Raw genomic sequence first — 18949 nt, 5'->3', positions numbered from 1 at the left:
CTATTTACCACGGCTTGTTCCTCCCCAATGCCGCCGCGACACGCTCCCAGCGCGACGCATTGGTCGAATCGATTTCGCCGCTCGCCGCGTGCGCGCGGCAGCCGCCGCGTTCCACGAGCGGGTCGGGCCGCACCATCCAGCCAGCCGCGCCGAGTTCTTCCTGCAAGTACGCATCGACGATAGGCAAATCGGCGGGATTCACGATCAGCGTCGGCGATCCCGTGAGTTCCGGCTCGGCCGCGATCACTTCGCGCGCCACGGTGACGAGCGCCGTCGGGTCGTGCGCCAGATGCTGCCGCACCACTTGCTGCGCGATATCGACCGCGAGCGTGGCGAGCGTTTCCGCGATGGCGGCATCGGCGGCTTGCAGCGCGATCCTGAACGCATCGGCGATTTCCGCGAGACGCGCCGCTTCGGCGAGCGCTTCCTTGCGGCCGTCCTCGAAACCCTTGGCGTGACCTTGTTCGAAACCGGCCTGATACCCGATCGCCTGTCCAGCCACATGACCCGTGGCGAGACCTTGCGCATGCGCGTCTTCCTCGACGCGGCGCAAATGCGCTTCGAGCGCTGCCTGATCCGCCGCGCTGTGGTCCACGGTGACGGGATCGAACGAAGCCATCTCCCAGCGCTGATACGCGGAGAGCGGCGCCTTCGGGTTCTGGGCCGGATTAGACATATGCATCCTCTGCCTTGCCGCCTAATTGAATCTGGCCGTTTTCCGCCAGATTACGCACCACCTGAAGCACCTTGCGTTGCTGCTGCTCGACTTCCGACACACGCACCGGACCGCGCGAATCGAGGTCTTCCGCAAGCAATTCGGCCGCGCGTTGCGACATGTTCGACAGGAACTTCTGACGCAACGCGGGCTGCGCGCCCTTGAGCGAGACGATCAGCGTTTCGGATTCCACTTCCTTCAGCAGCAACTGGATCGCGCGGTCTTCCAGGTCGAGCAGGTTCTCGAACACGAACATCTGGTCGATGATCTTCTGCGCGAGTTCCACGTCGTATTCCTTGACGTTGTTGATCACGCCCTCTTCATGGTTGCTCGACATGAAGTTGAGAATCTCGGCCGCCGTGCGGATACCGCCCATCGGCGCGCGCTTCAGGTTGTCGCTGCCGGAGAGAAGCGTGGTCAGTACATCGTCGAGTTCGCGCAGCGCGGCGGGCTGAATACCGTCGAGCGTGGCGATACGCAGCAGCACGTCGTTACGCAGACGGTCGTTGAGCAGCGAGACGATTTCCGAAGCCTGATCGCGGTCCAGGTGCACGAGGATCGTCGCGATGATCTGCGGATGCTCGTTCTTGATGAGTTCCGCGACCGCGCCCGAGTCCATCCACTTCAGACCTTCGATACCGCTCGTATCGCTGCCTTGCAGAATCCGGTCGATGAGCGCGCCAGCCTTGGTTTCGCCGAGCGCCTTCGTGAGCACCGAGCGGATGTACTCGCTCGAATCGAGCGACAACGCGGTGTGCTGCTCCGCTTCGCTGACGAATTCGGTCAGCACGTTGTCGAGCTGCTCGCGCGTCACGTTCTTGAGCGCCGCCATGGTCGCGCCGATCTTCTGCACCTCGCGCGGAGCGAGATACTTGAAAACTTCGGCGGCTTCTTCCTCGCCGATCGACATCAGGAGGAGCGCGGCTTTATTGAGACCTTCAGCGTTCATCGGACACCCAGTTCTTCACGACCGTCGCCACGATTCTCGCGTCCTGACGCGCCACCATGCGCGCGTAGTCGAGATTGCGATCGAACTTGGCCTTGTTGCTTTCATGACCGAGGAGACTTACCTCGGCATCCTTGTCATCATCGTCATTCTTGGCGCCGCCTTCGAGCGTCGGGCCGTCGAGCAGCGAGAGTTCGTCTGGCGCGTTGAGCGAGGGCGCCGCCGGTTCCGGCACGGGGAAGGCGCGGCGCATTGCCGGCTTCACCATGCTGAAGTACAGGAACAGTGCGACGATGCCGATGCCCACGTACTTCGCCAACTGAATACCGCGCATGATCATGTCCGGCGTGCGCCACCACGGCACATCGGGCGTCACGTTCTGGTCGGAGTTGAACGCGCTGTTCACCACGTTGACCGAGTCGCCGCGCTTCTCGTCGTAGCCCATCGCGTCCTTCACGAGTTGCTGGACTTGCGCGAGCTTGTCGGCGGCGAGCGGCGTCATCGTGACGTTGCCCTTCGCATCGACCTGACGCTGATAGTTCACGACCACCGCCACCGAAAGACGCTTGATGCCGCCTGTCGCCTGTTCGTAGTGGCGCACCGTGCGGTCCACTTCGTAATTGGTCGTCGTGTCCTTGCGCAGGTTCTGCGGCGTGGACTTCGCGGCGGCAGCGCCGGTTGCGTCCGATGCTCCGCCCGTGACCGGCGCGGATGCCGGCTGCGGCGGCTGGTTCGACAGCGCGCCCGGCACGCCCGACGGGCCGCTGCCCGAGGTTTCGCTGGATTCGCTCGATTGCTGGCTGCGGATCGACGTGTTCTGCGGGTTGGCGTTCGGGCCGTAGCTTTCGGCGGTCTGTTCGAGCTTGGAGAAGTCGATGTCCGCGCTCACTTGCGAATGCGCGTTGCCGCCGCCGAAGAGCGGGGAAAGAATGGCGTCGATGCGCTTTTGCGTGTTGTGCTCGATCTGCTGCACGTACTTCAGTTGCGATGCGTCGAGACCGTTCGCGGCGCTCTGGTTCGTGAGCAGGTTGCCGTCCTGATCGACGATATTCACGTTCTTGACCGGCATGTCCGCCACGCCCGACGACACCATGTGCGCGATCGCCGAAACCTGTCCTTCGTCGAGCACGCGGCCGGGAAAGAGGTTGACCATGACGGACGCGGTCGGCAGTTCCTTGTCGCGCACGAACACGCTCGGCTTCGGAATGGCCAGATGCACGCGTGCCGACTTCACGGAGGAAATTGCGCCGATGGTGCGTTCCAGTTCGCCTTCGAGCGCGCGCTGATAGTTGATCTGCTCCGCGAACTGGCTAATGCCGAACTTCTGGTTGTCCATCAGTTCGAAGCCGACCGAGCCGCTTTTCGGCAAACCCTGGCTTGCGAGGCGCAGACGCGTTTCGTGCACCGACTCGGCCGGAACGAGGATCGCGCCGCCGCCGTCGGAGAGCTTGTAGGGAATGTTGCCCTGCTGGAGCGCGGCGACGATCGCACCGCCGTCGCGGTCGGAGAGATTCGAGAACAGCACGCGGTAGTCGGGCTGGCGCGTCCACATGACGAGCCCCGCCACGACCATCGCCAAGATCGCCACGGCGATGATGAGCGGCACGCGCGGGTTCGAGCGGAATTGCGAGAGCATCGGCATGCGCTGAGCGAAGCCGCCGAAGTCGGCGCCGCCAGCGCCGCCGGTGAGGCTGGGGCTCGCGGCGCTCGCCGAGGCGCCAGGCTGCGCGCCTGCCAGGCCCATTCTGGCGTCTGGCGTGATCAGTGAGTTGTTGGGCGTATCCATTTAGCGTCGAAGCTCCGAATCTTTTGCGTTCCCCTCTGGCCGGTCGTACTGCCCGTGATGCGGCGCCGGAGGACTTTTGACGAGATGGATTATCCGCAGAAGATTGCAAGTCGATTCGGCGAATAGAGCCGGGTTTCCCCCGTTCTTCCGGCGCTTTGGAAAATGCCGCGCTGCTAATCTTTCTCGTACTCGGTAAAAGCGTTCGGACGACCGTTCGCACGCCGCCCCGAACCCGGCGACGAGCGACTTTCGCACTTGGGCGCTGAACCGGCTCTTTACTTGTCAATCGGAGACACCATGAACTTCCCGATCAATCCGCTCACCTCCGCGCTGAGCACAATGCAGTCGATGGCGACGCAGGCCGCCGGCAGCCCCACGGTCGCCACGGGCGCCGTATCCGGACAGGACGCGGGAATCGGCCAGTCGGGCGCGGTGAGCGCGGGCACGTTCGCGGACGCGCTGCAGTCGTCGATCAGCAAGATCAGCGACAACCAGACGAAGGCGCTGTCCGAAGCGCACGCGTTCGAAATCGGCGCGCCGAACGTTTCGCTCAACGACGTGATGGTCGATATGCAAAAGGCCAACGTCGGCATGCAGTTCGGCTTGCAAGTACGCAACAAGCTCGTGTCGGCCTACAACGACATCATGCAAATTTCGGTGTAACGCGCTGTGGCTGGCGCGTGCGTTTCGAATCCGTCCCCATCATGCCGATACGGCCCCAGAGCCTTGCGCCCTAAAGCTTTGCCGCGATTCTCCGATAACCTCGATAACAGCACGGCGAACGATGGTTCGATCGCCAGCACCGATTCTTACCGGTCGGACGAAGCGGCCTTTGCGCCGTCGTCCGAGCACCGCGCGCCACGTGCCGCGGGCGTTATTCGGTATCGCATAAGGAGAACCACGGATGTATTCCCCAGGACAGGCGGGAGCCAACGCATATGCACGCGTCGGCGTTCAGACAGGGGTGATGGGAGCGAGCCCGCACCGGCTGATCGTGATGCTCTATCAGGGCGCGCGGCAGTCGATTGCACAGGCGCGGATGCACTTGCAGCAGAAGAACGTGGGCGCGCGCGGAACGGCGATCAGCAAGGCGATCAACATCATCGAGACCGGGTTGCAGCAGGCGCTCAACAAGGAAGCGGGCGGCGAAGTCGCGCTGCGTCTGGACGCGCTGTACTCGTACATGGCACGCCGGCTCCTGGAAGCGAATCTGAACCAGGACGAGTCGATGCTCGTGGAAGTGGACAATCTGCTGGCTACGCTCGAAGAGGCGTGGGTCGGCATTGGACCGGAAGTGGCGAGAACGACCGCGGCAGCCGTCTGAGCGGCAGCCATGGCGACTGCCTGACAAGAATGAATACCACAGACGAATATTTCGCGCACTACGAGGCGATTGCTGCGCTGTCCGGCCAGATGCTGGCTGCGGCGCGCAGTGGCGAGTGGAGCGAATTGAAGACGATGCAGGGCAGGTATCGCGAGTTGATCGAACGGTTGAAGGACGTGGATACCGGCTCGGAACTCGACGACACCGCCCGTGCGCGCAAGCTGGACCTCGTGAAGAAGATCCTCGCCGACGACGCCGCGATTCGCGACCTCAGTTCGCCGAGCCTCGCGCGTCTTTCCGCGCTCTTCACGACCAACAGCCCGGCGCGCGTACTTAAAAAGATGATCGGACTGCGCTAGACAACGCGGCTTGCGACGGAGAACTCTTCCGGCGTCTGGCCCGGCCCTCGCGCGCGGTCTTTCCAGGATGCCGGCATGTCAGGACTCGATTCCGCGATCGCCACGATTATCGCCAGCCGGACCGAGCTCCTTCTGTCCGCGCTGCGCGCCAACGCCGGTTCGACCGGCCAGACGACCACGCAGACGGGCGTTTCCTTGTCCGTCGCGACGCCCGCCGGAACCGCGGCGGGCGCATCCGCGCAGACGCTCGCTCCGGTGGCGTCCGCGCAAACCGAACTGTCGAGCGTGGCCCGCACGCTCGATGTCATTTCCCGCCTGGGCGGCGCCGCGCCCGCGATTCTCGGCGATGCCCCGCTCTGGCCGACACCGCCGCGTCCCGCGAGCGCGTTCGCCGCGCTGACCACGGGGCTTTTCGATACCGCTTTCTCCTCCAATGCCGCCGCTGTCGCGGCCGCGCGCGCGGCGAGCCAGAATCTGCCGCCGTTGCCGGCGTCCGCGCTGGCATCGGAGCTTGCGAAAACGGTGGCGCAAAGCGGCCTCTTCTACGAGTCGCATCTCGTGCAATGGATGGCCGGGCAGCGCAGCACGGCGTCGCTCGCGAGCGAACCGCAGGCGCGCATCGATCCGCGCGCGCTGACCTTGCCGCTCGATTTGCCGGGCGACGAAAGCATCGCGCGCGATACCGCCTTCGACGACACGCGCCCACCGGCGTTTGCCTCGACACAAACCGATCTGTCCGATCTGCACGCCGAAACGCATAACGTCGCGATGCCGCAAACGCCGCAGCAGGCGGCGGCGCTCGCGGCATCGGTACGGGATGCGCCCGCGCTGGCGCTGTCGAATTCGCAAAGCGCGCCGTCCGCGCCCGCTTCGCCGCCCGCCGCGCCGCAGCCGAGCCAGCATGAATCGGCGCTGCAGGCATCGCTCGATGCGGGTATTCATCCGGCAACGCTCACGGTCGTGCGTCAGCAACTCGACATACTCGCCAACGAGCAATTCCGCTGGCAGGGCGAAGCGTGGCCGGGGACGCGTTTCGACTGGGAAGTGGCGCGAGAGCCGCGTCCCGCCGTGGATACCAGCGAGGAACGCGCGTGGCGCACGCGCGTCACGTTGTCGTTGCCCGCGCTCGGCATGGTGGACGCCGAACTCGTGCTGACCGGCGACAAGCTGGTCGCGCGTCTGAGGGCGAGCGATACGGGCGCATCGCGTTTTTCCGCCGATGCCGCCGCGTTCCAGCGTCAGCTCGAAGCGGCGGGCATCGCGCTGGCGTCGTTCAGCGTGCGTTCGATGGATGGCTCGGGCGCCGCCACGGGCGACATCGACCTGGATGCGCCGAAACCGGTGCGTTCGCCGCTCGAGCATTTATTCCGCGCGCCGCCGGCTGGAGAAGTGACGTGAGCAATCCACTGTATTCGCGCAAGCAGGCCACCGCGCTCACTTACGATGCGGGCAGCCGCGAAACGACGCCGCGCGTCGTGGCGAAGGGCTACGGCGTGGTCGCGGAAATGATCGTGCAGCGCGCTAAGGAAGCGGGCGTGTATGTCCATGACTCGCCGGAAATGGTGTCGCTCTTGATGCAGGTCGATCTCGATTCGCATATCCCCCCCGCGCTTTATCAGGCGGTGGCGGAACTGCTGGCCTGGGTTTATCGGCTGGAGAACGAGGAGCCGGTGAGGGAGGCGGGACGCCGCTAAAACTCGAAAGCCCGCCTCACGATCGCCGCATGATCGAAGCGCGCGGGCAACGTGCCATACACGCGGCCGGTCTCGCCGCGCGCATCGCCCAGGCGGCTTTCGATGAACGCCTGTGCCACCTCGTCCGGCGCATGTCTCGCCAGCAATACGCCTTGTGCACATAAGGTCAATTGCTGCGCGATGCGCCGCGCCGATGCCTCGCGCGACGCCGGATCGCTCGTCAAACTAGTCAAGAGTGTCTGCAAAGCCGCACCGAGCGCCGGATGCGCGCTTGCCGTATCGCGCCAGTCGTCGAATAGTGCGTGCGCCGCGTCCTGCTCGCGCTCGAACGCACGCAGCACGTCTAGACACATGACGTTGCCCGAACCTTCCCAGATCGAATTGACCGGCGCCTCGCGATAAAACCTCGCCATCGGCCCGGTTTCGACGTAACCGTTGCCGCCCCAGACTTCCATCGCCTCGCCGGTGAATTCGAGCGCGCGCTTGCAAACCCAGAACTTCGCCGCAGGCGTGACGATGCGCCGCCACGCGCGTTCGCGCAACGCCGCTCCCGCCGATGCGCTCTGCTCGAACGCCCCGGCCAGCCGCATGAACAGCACCGTCGCGGCTTCCGATTCCAGCGCGAGGTCGGCGAGCACGTTGCGCATCAAGGGCTGATCGGCGAGATGCGCGCCAAACGCGCTGCGATGCCGCGCATGATGGATCGCTTCGACCAGCGCCGCGCGCATCAACGCCGCGCTGCCGATCACGCAATCGAGCCGCGTGTAGTTCGCCATTTCGATGATGGTCGGCACGCCGCGTCCTTCATCGCCGATCATCACGCCGTAGGCATCGAGAAACTCGACTTCGCTGCTTGCGTTCGAGCGATTACCGAGCTTGTCCTTCAGACGCTGCACGTGCACGGCGTTCTTGCGGCCGTCGGGCACAAAGCGCGGCACGTAGAAGCAGGAGAGTCCGCCTTCGTCCGCCGTGCGCGCGAGCACGAGATGCGCGTCGCACTGCGGCGCCGAGAAAAACCACTTGTGTCCGATTAACCGATAGTCCCCGCCGCGCCCGGGTGTGCCGAGCGCATGCGCGCGCGTGCGATTGCCGCGCACGTCGGAGCCGCCCTGCTTTTCGGTCATGCCCATGCCGATCAACATCGATCGCTTGCCGGCTTCGAGGGCGATGTCGCGCGAATCGTGCTCGCGCGACAAGAGCGGTGCGGCGAGCCGTTCATAAAGCGCGGGTTCATTGCGCAAAACGGGGATGCTCGCGAAGGTCATCGTGACTGGACACAGCGATCCGGATTCGAGTTGTCCGTGCAGAAAATAACCGGCGGCGCGCGCGGCCATCGACCCGGCGCGCGCCGAAGGTTCGAACGGCAGCGCGTGCAGACCTTCTTGCCGCAGACGTCGCAGCAGTTCATGCCAGGCCGGATGAAACTCGATTGCGTCGATACGCTCGCCACGCGCGCTATGCGTGCTCAGTTCCGGCGTATGCCGGTTGGCGAGATCGGCGAGCGCGAGCACGTCCGGTTGTGTAAGCGCGCGGCCGTCGCGGTGGAGCGCCTCGGCATGCCAGTGCGCGCCTTCGCGCTCGAGCGCGGCAACGAGCGCGCGGTCCGCGGCGAAGGCGTCGTAGTCGACAAGCGGCGGCGACTGATTCGTGACTTCGTGTGTCTCGAACAAGGGTGCGTGGTTCATCGTGTGTCTCCCGTGCGAGCTTGCGTCGGCTAATCGCAACACGCGTGGTCAAAAATGATCCTCTATCTCTATTTAACGATGATAGGCCGCACGCCCGACTAGCGTGTAGCGCTGCCGCTCGCTTCAATCTGGCCGGGCGCTCGCGTTTGGTCTTAAACCATTCCTATATTTTTCTGATGCGAACTCTTAAAGACCAACCGGATGAGAGAAATCCGATTGTTTGGCTACCACGGCTGACGGACAGGAGGCCGAACCTATAATCGCCGAGACCCTTATGGCCTGAGGTTTACAGGCCTCTTCTGGAAGTCTTCTCAATGAGCATCAACCTCAATCAACTCGTTCAAGGCGCCTTGACCGAGAGCGTATTGCAACACCTGGCTGCACGCGTTGGCTGCACGCAGGAGTCCGCGAGGCGCGTCGTCGGACTATGCGCGCCAGCACTCATCGGCTCGATGATGAACAAGGCGGCGTCGCTGGATGGCGCACGCAGTCTGTTTGCATCCGTCATGTCGCCGGGCGTGAACACGCATATCGCCGAGGAACTGCCGCACTTCGTTCTCAACGACGAAGGCATGCAAACGCTCCTCGCCACCCATTCGACGGTGGATGGCGTCATTGCCTCGCACGACAATCTCAATGCGCTCGCCGAGCGTATTTCCGAATACACGGGCGTGGCGGCGAGCGCATCGCGCACGTTGTCGGGCGTCGTGGGCGCGACCATTCTCGGTATCCTCAAGCGCTATTTCACGCAGCACAACGGCCATATCGGCCAGTTGCCCACGCTGCTCGGGCATCAACTGCCGGTCGTGCGGGCCAACATGACGGATTCGTTCGCGAATGCGCTGGGGCTCGGCTCGGTCGGCGCGTTCCTCGCGGGCGTGGCCTCACGGCTGAAGGCGGTGTCCTCGCATCTCGGTCATCCGGCTACCCAAGAAGCAGCGTCGTTCCCCATTCATGGCGAACAAGAACCGGCCGTGGAAACCGCGCAAACAAACGACAAGGGTCCGCGCCGCAAATGGCTGTGGGTTGCCAACGCCGCTGCCCTCGCGTTGCTGGCCGCGCTCGTTGCGCGCGGCTGTTCGACCGAAAACAAGTCGAAAGACATGACGGCCGAAACGCGCACGGACGCCTCGGCGGCATCCGACGCCGCATCTGCATCCAGCGCCAGCGACGATCAGGCATCGCAAGCCACGGCTGTGGCGCCCGATCAGGCATCGTTGCCGACCATTTTGCCGGGCAAGGACGCAAGCCTGTCCATGACGGTCGACGCCTCCGGCATTCCCACGCTGAAAGCCACGGTGAATAGCGAGCAGGAACGTCAACGCCTGATCGACATGCTGTCGGCCAAGCTCGGCGCGGACAAGTTCCACGCTAACGTGACCGTCGATCCCGACACGAAGCCCGCCGCTTGGCTCGACAAGCTCGAAGGCCTGCTGCCGTTGATGACGCTGCCGGGCGCCGATCTGCAGATTACTGGCGACACGATCACCTTGAGCGGCGGCGCAAGCGAGCCGAAGCTCGGCTGGGTCGACAAGCTAAAGGCGCTGTTCGGCGCCGGCTGGACGGTCGGCACGCAATCGGCTCCGGTTGCGGCTCCGGCATCGGAAGCGCAAGCCAATCAAGACGCGGATGCCTGCTCGGCTCCGGCTATCGTCAAGACGCTGAACCTGAAGCCGGTCAACTTCGGCACGGGTTCGAACACGCCGCCGCCGGTTGCCATGGCGGCGCTCGCTGCATCGGCGAAGGCGCTGAAGGCCTGCGACACGCAAGCAAAGCCAATTCAGCTTCAGATCGCAGGCTATTCGGACAACACGGGCGGCGCGGCGCTGAATCTTCAGTTGTCGAAGAAGCGTGCGGAAGCGGTGCGTTCGTACCTCGTTCAGCACGGCATTCCTTCTGATTCGCTGACGGTTCAAGGCTTTGGCGACGCCAATCCGGTCGCCGACAACTCGACCGCCGCTGGCCGCATGGCTAATCGACGTATCGAGTTCAAGCAAGCCGAATAAGCTTCACGCGCCATCTCGGCGCGATGCGTCGAAAAAGCGCCGGACCGCTCTGAAGCGGTTCGGCGCTTTTTTTACTGCGCGCCAGGCGCATCAGGCAAGGGAACTCCCGTTCAACGCATTACAGCGCCTCGCCACGCTTCAGCCGCGGAAAGCCATCGGCCATGAAATCCTGATCGACATTTGCGGGCAGTATTTCGCGCGCGACTTCGATCCACGCTCGCGCCGCATGCGACAGATATCCGTTGCGCCGCCAGCCGACGGCCATATCCCAACGAATCTCGGGCGCGACGACCGGCCGGCAGGTGAACGCCTCGGCATCCAGGCGGCCACAATAAGGCGCGGGCAACAGCGCGATGCCGATGCCAGCCTGCACCAACGCCGCCATGAAATCCCAATGCCCGCTGCGACCGACGATCGTCGGCGCGAACCCCGCAGCGCGGCACGCGTTCAGCACGACGTCGTTGAGCGCGAGACTTTCGCCGTAGAACACAAAGGGTTCGGCTGCCAGATCGGCGAGCGCTACCTCGTTCAGACCGTCCCAGCGCGAACCTTTTTGCGCCACGAGCCACAAGAATTGCCGGCTGACGGGCAGCACATCGAACGTTTCGGCATCGACTGGCTGCAGCACGCCGCCGAGTTCGAGTTCGCCTTCGATCAACGCAGCCTCGATCGCCTTCGAGCCTTGCTCGAACAGCTTCAGCTCGATTTTCGGATACCGCTCCCTGAAAGCAGCAATGACGGGCGTGAAGAGCGCGCCGCCCATCGGCGGAATGCCGATCGTCAGCGTGCCACGCCCGAACGTGCCCAGATCGTTCAGTTCCGCTTCGAGCCGCGCATGGGCCGCGAGCACATCGACGCCACGTTGATAGACGATTTGCCCGGCATCGGTCAGGACCATCTGACGGCCTTCCCGCAATAAAAGCGGCGAGCCGACCTCGTCTTCCAGTGACTTGACCATTTTGCTGATGGTCGGCTGAGTGACGAACATATGCTCGGCGGCAGCAGTGAAGCTCTTTTGCTTGACCACCTCGACGAAATACCTCAACGCGCGCAATTCCATGTGAGATTCCAGATTGGAATGATTTGGATAATGCTAAGTCATTTTTTTTATGTAAATGGTGCACTTATACTCCGCCTACAGGTTAACCCTAGTCATTCGCCCCGAGCCCGCCATGTCCACCGTTCTTTCCGCCCCTTCCGCCTTCGCCAACGCCCGCATGGCGTTTGCTCGCGTGACGCGCATCGCGATTCAATCGGCGGCGCTCGCGGCGATCTGGTTCGTCGCGGACCTGGCCGCGCGCAAGCTGGCGCTGCCGGTGCCAGGTGGCGTCGTCGGACTAGTCGCGTTGTTGGCGCTTCTGTTCTGCGGCGGCGTGGCGCCGCGCTGGGTCAAGGCGGGCGCCGACTGGCTGCTGTCGGACATGCTGCTGTTCTTCATCCCGGCGGCCGTGGCGGCGGTCCAATACGGCGGGCTTTTCATGGAAGAAGGCTGGCGTTTGGCGCTGGTTGTCGTCGCGGGAACGCTCATGGTGATGGTGGCGGTGGCGTTCGCCGTGGATCGGGCGGCGCGCCTGGAGCGTCACCTCGCGCTGCGCCGGGCGCTCAACGCGCGGCAAGCGGCGCGCGCCTGAGCCATGAGCCACTTCTACGCTTCGCTGCTCCAAGACGACGCTGCACGCCTGATCGCTGCCGGATGCTTCGTGATGACCGTCGTCCTGTACTTCGTGTCGAAGCGGCTTTACGCGCGCTTCAAAAGTCCGTGGCTGACGCCGCTTCTGGCTGTCCCGGCGGTGCTTGCGGCGATTGTCGTGACGGCGCGCATTCCATACCCCGTTTATTTCGCCGATACGCGCTGGCTCATGTGGCTGCTCGGGCCAGCCACCGTCGCGTTCGCGGTGCCGATCTACGAGTACCGGTCGCTCCTGAAGCGGCACTGGATTTCGTTGAGCGTCGGAGTGACGGTTGGCATTCTGGTGGCGGTCGGCGGGTCGATTGCGCTTGCGAAGTTGCTGCATCTGTCGCCGGAACTGCAGCGCAGTCTCGCGACGCGTTCGATATCGACGCCATTTGCGCTCGCGGTATCCGACAAGATTCACGCGCCGCGCGATCTGACCGCGCTTTTCGTCATCGCGACGGGCGTGTGCGGCATGCTCTTCGGCGAGATCGTGCTGGCGCTGGTGCCGCTGCGCACGCGGCTTGCGCGCGGCGCGTTGTTCGGCGCGGCGGCGCATGGCGTCGGCACCGCGAAGGCGCGCGAACTCGGGAACGAAGAGGGCGTCGTCGCCAGCTTGACGATGATGATCGCGGGCGTGGTGATGGTGCTGCTCGCGCCGGTTTTGAGCATGTTGCCGATATAGGCAATTACGCGCATGCGCCGCTGTTTAGGAGTTTTCGCTGGCGATTCGCGTGGCATCTCTTGCGACAATCCGGGCTCAATCTTTCCGTTCGAGCCAAATGTCACTAGTCTCCCAGCACCCTGGCGTCTCAGTCATCATCCCTTGTTTCAACTCGGCAAAAACGCTGGCACGCGCGCTCGAAAGTTGTCTTTCGCAAACCGATGCAGCGCAGATCATCGTGGTAGACGATGGCTCGCAGGACGCATCGGCGGCGGTTGCGAAGTTTTATTCCCTGAAAGACCGACGCGTCGAACTGGTTCAGATGCCGGAAAACGGCGGCCCCGCTCGCGCGCGCAATCATGGTGTGAAGGTCGCGGGACACCCCATTCTGGCTTTCCTCGACGCCGACGACGAGTACCAGCCAGGCGCACTGGCGACTGCCGCGCTCTATCTGCGCAACACGCCTCGGCAACCCGCAGTCCGTTTCAGCGCCGATTTCAGCGACTTTCCCGCCGATCTGCGTGCTTTCCCCGACTTCGAACGCCACGCCGACATCATGAGCGACACGGTGGCGAGCACGCTCGTGATTCAGCGTGCGACCTTCCTCGCGCTCGGCGGCTTCCCTACAGATGAAGTCTTCCGGCGTTATGGCGGCGAGGATTCGGCGCTTTCAAATGCAATCATCGACATTTACGGTTGTTATCGCCTGGAAGCCAGGAAAGGCGTTCGCGTTCACTATCATCCGGGGAGCCACGTGGCGTTGTATTTCAGCCGCGCAGGAGGCGCCGAAACGCCGTTCGACGAGCATTGGGCGACCACCGAGGCCATCCAACAGTTCGTCGCACGCGCCCGCACGGCGATGTCCGGCACTGCTGAATCAACGATCGATCAAGCCTGAACGCCCCCTACGCTTAGTCACCCCCATCAATCAGACTGCGCTTAATCCCGCATTCGCATTCCGCCGACTTTTGCTACAATCTTCGCTCGCCCCCGAGGAGCGTTGCGACGGGTTTCACCCGCCAGGCTCGGAGGCTTCAATCGGACGGTTCGAAGGCACATAAACAAGCCCGCTGAGCCACCGCATCGAACGGCGCTCACGTCAAAATTTCTAGTCTTTTTTAGAAAGGAGGGCGTGATGAACGCCGCAGTTCTCGATTCCAAGAATTCCCAGGATTACGTTGTTGCCGACATGTCGCTCGCCGCATGGGGCCGCAAAGAACTCGACATCGCCGAAACGGAGATGCCCGGTCTCATCCAGACGCGCGAGGAATACAAGGCGCAACAGCCGCTGAAAGGCGCGCGCGTCGCAGGCTCGCTGCACATGACCATCCAGACCGGCGTGCTGATCGAAACGCTGACCGCACTCGGCGCCGACGTGCGCTGGGCATCGTGCAACATCTTCTCCACGCAGGATCACGCTGCCGCCGCCATTGCCGCGGGCGGCACGCCGGTGTTCGCGTTCAAGGGCGAATCGCTCGACGAATACTGGGAGTTCTCGCACCGCATCTTCGAATGGCCGAACGGCGAATTCGCCAACATGATTCTGGACGACGGCGGCGACGCCACGCTCTTGCTCATCCTCGGTTCGAAGGCCGAAAAAGACCGCTCGGTCATCGGCAAGCCGACGAATGAAGAAGAAGTCGCGCTGTACAAGTCGATCACTTCGCACCTCGATGCCGACCCGACGTGGTACTCCACGCGCCTCGCGCACATCCAGGGCGTGACGGAAGAAACGACCACGGGCGTGCATCGTCTGTATCAGATGGAGAAGGAAGGGCGTCTGCCGTTCCCGGCCATCAACGTGAACGATTCGGTCACGAAGTCGAAGTTCGACAATCTGTATGGCTGCCGCGAATCGCTCGTGGATGGCATCAAGCGCGCCACCGACGTGATGATCGCCGGCAAGATCGCGGTCGTGGCGGGCTACGGCGACGTGGGCAAGGGCTGCGCGCAGTCGCTGCGCGGTCTGGGCGCCACCGTCTGGGTCACGGAGATCGACCCGATCTGCGCGCTGCAAGCGGCAATGGAAGGCTACCGCGTCGTGACGATGGAATATGCCGCCGACAAGGCCGATATCTTCGTGACGGCAACGGGCAACTACCACGTCATCAACCACGACCACATGAAGGCGATGCGCAACAACGCCATCGTCTGCAACATCGGTCACTTCGACTCCGAAATCGATGTCGCTTCCACGCGCCAATACACGTGGGACAACATCAAGCCGCAAGTCGATCACATCATCTTCCCGGACGGCAAGCGCATCATTCTGCTGGCTGAAGGACGTCTCGTGAATCTCGGCTGCGCAACCGGCCATCCGTCGTTCGTGATGTCGAACTCGTTCACGAACCAGACGCTCGCGCAGATCGAACTGTTCACGCAAGGCGACAAGTACGAGAACAAGGTGTATGTGCTGCCGAAGCATCTCGACGAGAAGGTCGCGCGTCTGCATCTGGGACGTATCGGCGCGGAACTGACGGTGCTTTCGACGGAGCAGGCCGGTTATATCGGCGTCGACAAGAACGGTCCGTTCAAGCCGAACCACTACCGCTATTAATCCGCTACTGACAAGGCACGCGGCGGCGTGGCCGCGCACGGATCGGGAGGTTCGAGCGCGGTACAAAGACACATTGCATCAACCGGAGAACACTCGATGACCGTGCTGCTGACATGGCTGATCAACGCGCTCGCGCTTCTGATCATCACCTATCTCGTGCCGTCGATCCACATCCGCAGTTTCGGCACGGCGCTCATCGTGGCCGTGGTGCTCGGGCTCATCAACGCAGTGCTGCGCCCGGTGCTCATCATTCTCACGTTGCCCGTGACCATCCTGACGCTCGGCCTCTTCATCCTCGTGGTGAATGCGCTGTGTTTCTGGCTGTGCTCGTCGCTCTTGAAAGGCTTCGAGGTGACGGGTTTCTGGTCCGCGTTCTTCGGCTCGATTCTCTATAGCATCGTGTCGTGGCTTCTGTCGGCGCTCATCTTCGGACAGCGCAACTTCGGCTGACGCCGCGCACACCACGCCTCGCCGCGCGTACACACACCATCATGAAACCGATCGAACTTTCATTCGAGTTTTTCCCGCCGAAGACGCAGGAAGGTGTGGACAAACTGCGCGCCTCGCGCGCGCAACTGAAAACGCTCGCGCCGAAGTTCGTCTCCGTGACGTTCGGCGCGGGCGGCTCCACGCAGCAAGGCACGCTCGACACCGTGCTCGAAATGGCCGCGGAAGGCTTCGAAGCGGCGCCGCATCTGTCTTGCATCGGCTCGTCGAAAGACAGCCTGCGCGCGATTCTTTCGCAGTATCGGGAGCACGGCATTCGCCATATCGTCGCGTTGCGCGGCGACTTGCCTTCGGGCATGGGTGAAGTCGGCGAGTTGCGCTATGCGTCCGAACTCGTGGCGTTCGTTCGCCAGGAGCACGGCGACTGGTTCAACATCGAAGTGGCGGCGTATCCGGAGTTTCATCCGCAATCGCGTTCGCCGCGCGCCGATCTCGAAAACTTCGCGCGCAAGGTGAAGGCGGGCGCGAACTCCGCGATCACGCAGTACTTCTTCAACGCGGACGCCTACTTCGAATTCGTCGATGAAGCGAAAAAGCTCGGCGTCGATGTGCCTATCGTGCCGGGCATCATGCCGATCACCAACTTCACGCAGTTGATGCGCTTTTCCGAGATGTGCGGCGCGGAAGTGCCGAAGTGGATCGCGCGCCGGCTCGAAAGTTACGGCGACGACCGCGAGTCGATCCGCGAATTCGGCGTCGACGTGGTGACGGGTCTATGCCAGCGTCTGATCGACGGCGGCGCGCCCGGCTTGCATTTCTACACGCTCAACGGCGCGTGGGCGTCGAAGACGGTTTGCGAGCGGCTCGGCGTCAAGAGCGTCTGAGTTTGTTGTACCCGCGCGGCGTTCGTCCGCGCGGTCCTTACTTTCCTCCTCGTTTAGCACTTTTTTCGGGCGTTTTAGTACCCGACGGCGCACTTTGCGCACGCTGCCGACACCTTGCGCGGATATTTCGCCATCCGAGCTATCACGCTTAGACATAGGCGATAACCTAACCGCATCGAACCAACCGGCAGCCGTAAATCCAGTGGGGAAAACGACCACACACGTAATATTTGTTCATGCTAGGGTAGCGCCCGAATTTGCTTGCGCCGTTTCATCCGGCAGATTCGCACGGCTGGCAGCACCGCCGATGCGATCAAGTAATATCGCGCTACGTCAGTTGAAAGCTGGCATCGACCTGGAGGAAACATGAAGAAGAATGGCCTGTTGCGAGTCGCCCGCGTGTCGGCGCTCATGGGCGCCGTCGCCACGGCAACGCTATTCGCGGCGAACGTCGCGAATGCCGCCATCCCCAACAAGACGCTGGTGTACTGCTCGGAAGGCAGTCCCGCCGGTTTCGATCCCGCGCAATACACCACCGGCACCGACTTCACCGCGAACACGTTCACGGTCTATAACCGCCTCGTCGAATTCGAGCGCGGCGGCACGAAGGTCGAGCCGGGTCTCGCCGAAAAGTGGGACGTGTCGGCGGACGGTTTGACCTACACCTTCCATTTGCGTCACGGCGTGAAGTTCCAGACGACGTCGTACTTCAAGCCGACGCGCGAATTCAACGCGGATGACGTCCTCGTCACGTTCAACCGCATGCTCGACCCGAACCAGCCGTTCCGCAAGGCGTATCCGGTTGCGTTCCCGTACTTCACGGACATGGGCCTCGACAAGCTCATCGCGAAGGTGGAGAAGGTCGATCCCTACACCGTGAAGTTCACGCTCAAGGAAGTGAACGCGCCATTCATCCAGAACATGGCGATGGAATACGCGTCCATTCTCTCGGCCGAATACACGGACAAGCTGGTGAAGGACGGCAAGGCCGCCGACATCAATCAGTATCCGGTTGGCACGGGACCGTTCATCTTCCGTAGCTATACAAAGGATGCGACCATTCGCTTCGACGGCAATCCGGATTACTGGAAGCCGAACGCGGTGCAGGTGTCGAAGCTGATCTTCTCGATCACGCCCGATGCCGCTGTGCGCGTGCAGAAGCTGAAAAGCAACGAATGCCAGGTGATGAGCTATCCGCGGCCAGGCGACATCGAGTCGCTCAAGTCCGCATCGAATCTGGATACGCCGTCGCAGGCCGGTTTCAACGAAGGTTACGTGGCCTATAACGTGACCAAGAAGGGTCTGGACAACACCGACGTGCGCCGCGCGCTCGACATGGCGATCAACAAGAAGGCGATCATCGATTCCGTGTATCAGGGCGCGGGCCAGGCGGCCACCGCTCCGATGGCGCCAACTCAATGGTCCTACGACAAGAACCTCAAGACGAGCCCGTACGATACGGCCAAGGCCAAGGATCTGCTCGCGAAGGCCGGCTTTCCGAACGGCATGGATATCGACCTTTGGGCCATGCCCGTGCAACGCGCGTACAACCCGAACGCACGTCTGATGGCCGAGATGATCCAGGCCGACTGGGCGAAGATCGGCGTGAAGGCAAAGATCGTGTCGTACGAATGGGGCGAGTATCTCAAGCGCGCGCACGCGGGCGAGCATCAGGCGCTCTTGATCGGCTGGACCGGCGACAACGGCGACCCCGACAACTGGCTCGGCACGCTGCTCGGTTGCGACGCGGTGAAGGGCAGCAACTTCTCGAAGTGGTGCTATAAGCCGTTCGACGATCTGGTCGTGAAGGGCCGTTCGACGAGCGACGTGGCGGCGCGCACGAAGGCTTATATGGACGCGCAGCAGATCTTCGCGCAACAGCTGCCGTTCTCGCCGATCGCGCATTCGACGGTGTATCAGCCGGCCAGCAAGAAGGTGACGGGCCTGAAGATCGAACCGCTCGGCTATGTGCGTTTCGACGGCGTGGGCATGCAGTGAAGCGAGAGCATCCGCAAAACGCAGCTTGCAAGCGGAACGCTTTTTGCACTAAACCATAATTAGTCGAACAGGGCCGGGGGGGGGGGGGGGGGGCGCCCCCCCCCCCCCCCCCCCCCCCCAAAAAACCAAAAAAAAACAAAAAAACGAGTTAATTTATATTTTTATTTTTTTTCGATATATTTTTTTTTTTGTAAATAAAATGGGTTTTATAT

18 protein-coding genes and 1 riboswitch are annotated in these 18949 nt (G+C 62.7%); of the genes, 13 read left to right on the top strand and 5 right to left on the bottom strand.

Annotated features, from left to right (window positions below; all coding sequences use genetic code 11):
- Positions 1 to 4: 4 nt before the first annotated feature.
- The 3 genes from fliH to fliF are packed head-to-tail and all read right to left on the bottom strand — an operon-like array spanning position 5 to position 3447.
- Positions 5 to 676 (bottom strand): flagellar assembly protein FliH, encoded by a 672-nt coding sequence (gene fliH, locus NCR98_RS13070; protein ID WP_250466034.1) that lies wholly within the window; start codon positions 674 to 676, stop codon positions 5 to 7.
- Positions 669 to 1664, bottom strand: coding sequence for a flagellar motor switch protein FliG (gene fliG / locus NCR98_RS13065; RefSeq protein ID WP_244826535.1), 996 nt, complete (start codon positions 1662 to 1664; stop codon positions 669 to 671). Before fliG ends, fliH begins: the two co-directional genes overlap by 8 nt.
- The gene (gene fliF, locus NCR98_RS13060) at positions 1654 to 3447 is read right to left on the bottom strand and encodes a flagellar basal-body MS-ring/collar protein FliF (protein WP_244826534.1); all 1794 of its coding nucleotides are present in this window, start codon (positions 3445 to 3447) and stop codon (positions 1654 to 1656) included. Before fliF ends, fliG begins: the two co-directional genes overlap by 11 nt.
- A 297-nt stretch (positions 3448 to 3744) precedes the next feature.
- On the opposite strand from fliF, the gene fliE reads away from it, so the two are divergent.
- The 5 genes from fliE to NCR98_RS13035 all read left to right on the top strand — a co-directional run bounded on the left by fliE (position 3745) and on the right by NCR98_RS13035 (position 6824).
- Positions 3745 to 4110, top strand: a complete 366-nt coding sequence (fliE, locus tag NCR98_RS13055) for a flagellar hook-basal body complex protein FliE (protein ID WP_244826533.1) — start codon at positions 3745 to 3747, stop codon at positions 4108 to 4110.
- A gap of 241 nt (positions 4111 to 4351) precedes the next feature.
- On the top strand, positions 4352 to 4771 hold the full coding sequence (fliS, locus tag NCR98_RS13050; protein WP_244826532.1) for a flagellar export chaperone FliS: 420 nt from the start codon (positions 4352 to 4354) through the stop codon (positions 4769 to 4771).
- A gap of 29 nt (positions 4772 to 4800) precedes the next feature.
- Positions 4801 to 5130 (top strand): flagellar protein FliT, encoded by a 330-nt coding sequence (locus NCR98_RS13045; protein WP_244826531.1) that lies wholly within the window; start codon positions 4801 to 4803, stop codon positions 5128 to 5130.
- Positions 5131 to 5205: 75 nt separating this feature from the next.
- Positions 5206 to 6528, top strand: a complete 1323-nt coding sequence (gene fliK, locus NCR98_RS13040; RefSeq protein ID WP_250526372.1) for a flagellar hook-length control protein FliK — start codon at positions 5206 to 5208, stop codon at positions 6526 to 6528.
- Positions 6525 to 6824, top strand: a complete 300-nt coding sequence (locus tag NCR98_RS13035; protein WP_244826529.1) for an EscU/YscU/HrcU family type III secretion system export apparatus switch protein — start codon at positions 6525 to 6527, stop codon at positions 6822 to 6824. Before fliK ends, NCR98_RS13035 begins: the two co-directional genes overlap by 4 nt.
- Here the strand turns inward: NCR98_RS13035 and NCR98_RS13030 are convergent.
- Positions 6821 to 8509 (bottom strand): isovaleryl-CoA dehydrogenase, encoded by a 1689-nt coding sequence (locus NCR98_RS13030; RefSeq protein ID WP_250526371.1) that lies wholly within the window; start codon positions 8507 to 8509, stop codon positions 6821 to 6823. The genes NCR98_RS13035 and NCR98_RS13030 overlap by 4 nt on opposite strands.
- Positions 8510 to 8823: 314 nt before the next feature.
- Between NCR98_RS13030 and NCR98_RS13025 the strand changes: the two genes are divergently transcribed.
- Complete coding sequence (locus NCR98_RS13025) at positions 8824 to 10515, top strand: OmpA family protein (RefSeq protein ID WP_250526370.1); 1692 nt, start codon at positions 8824 to 8826, stop codon at positions 10513 to 10515.
- Between the two features lie 118 nt (positions 10516 to 10633).
- Here NCR98_RS13025 and NCR98_RS13020 read toward each other — a convergent pair whose 3' ends face one another.
- A complete protein-coding gene (locus tag NCR98_RS13020) occupies positions 10634 to 11575 on the bottom strand; it encodes a LysR family transcriptional regulator (protein WP_250526369.1) in 942 nt (313 codons plus the stop codon).
- A gap of 112 nt (positions 11576 to 11687) precedes the next feature.
- Between NCR98_RS13020 and NCR98_RS13015 the strand changes: the two genes are divergently transcribed.
- The 7 genes from NCR98_RS13015 to NCR98_RS12985 all read left to right on the top strand — a co-directional run bounded on the left by NCR98_RS13015 (position 11688) and on the right by NCR98_RS12985 (position 18737).
- Positions 11688 to 12146, top strand: a complete 459-nt coding sequence (locus tag NCR98_RS13015; protein ID WP_244826525.1) for a CidA/LrgA family protein — start codon at positions 11688 to 11690, stop codon at positions 12144 to 12146.
- Positions 12147 to 12149: 3 nt separating this feature from the next.
- A complete protein-coding gene (locus NCR98_RS13010) occupies positions 12150 to 12872 on the top strand; it encodes an LrgB family protein (protein WP_250466023.1) in 723 nt (240 codons plus the stop codon).
- A gap of 97 nt (positions 12873 to 12969) precedes the next feature.
- A complete protein-coding gene (locus NCR98_RS13005; RefSeq protein WP_250526368.1) occupies positions 12970 to 13749 on the top strand; it encodes a glycosyltransferase family 2 protein in 780 nt (259 codons plus the stop codon).
- 88 nt (positions 13750 to 13837) lie between these two features.
- A riboswitch (S-adenosyl-L-homocysteine riboswitch) is annotated at positions 13838 to 13954 on the top strand.
- Positions 13955 to 13986: 32 nt separating this feature from the next.
- On the top strand, positions 13987 to 15408 hold the full coding sequence (gene ahcY / locus NCR98_RS13000) for an adenosylhomocysteinase (protein ID WP_250526367.1): 1422 nt from the start codon (positions 13987 to 13989) through the stop codon (positions 15406 to 15408).
- Between the two features lie 96 nt (positions 15409 to 15504).
- Positions 15505 to 15858: a phage holin family protein gene (locus NCR98_RS12995; RefSeq protein WP_244826521.1), complete on the top strand. Its 354-nt coding sequence runs from the start codon at positions 15505 to 15507 to the stop codon at positions 15856 to 15858.
- A 41-nt stretch (positions 15859 to 15899) separates the two neighbouring features.
- Positions 15900 to 16739, top strand: a complete 840-nt coding sequence (metF, locus tag NCR98_RS12990; protein ID WP_250526366.1) for a methylenetetrahydrofolate reductase [NAD(P)H] — start codon at positions 15900 to 15902, stop codon at positions 16737 to 16739.
- Between the two features lie 366 nt (positions 16740 to 17105).
- Positions 17106 to 18737, top strand: a complete 1632-nt coding sequence (locus tag NCR98_RS12985) for an ABC transporter substrate-binding protein (protein ID WP_244826519.1) — start codon at positions 17106 to 17108, stop codon at positions 18735 to 18737.
- The last annotated feature ends 212 nt before the right edge of the window (positions 18738 to 18949 follow it).

It is taken from the genome of Caballeronia sp. GAWG2-1 (assembly GCF_023631405.1).
GTDB lineage: Bacteria > Pseudomonadota > Gammaproteobacteria > Burkholderiales > Burkholderiaceae > Caballeronia.
Note: the sequence above shows the minus strand (reverse complement) of the source record. Positions and strands in the feature narration are given on the sequence as shown.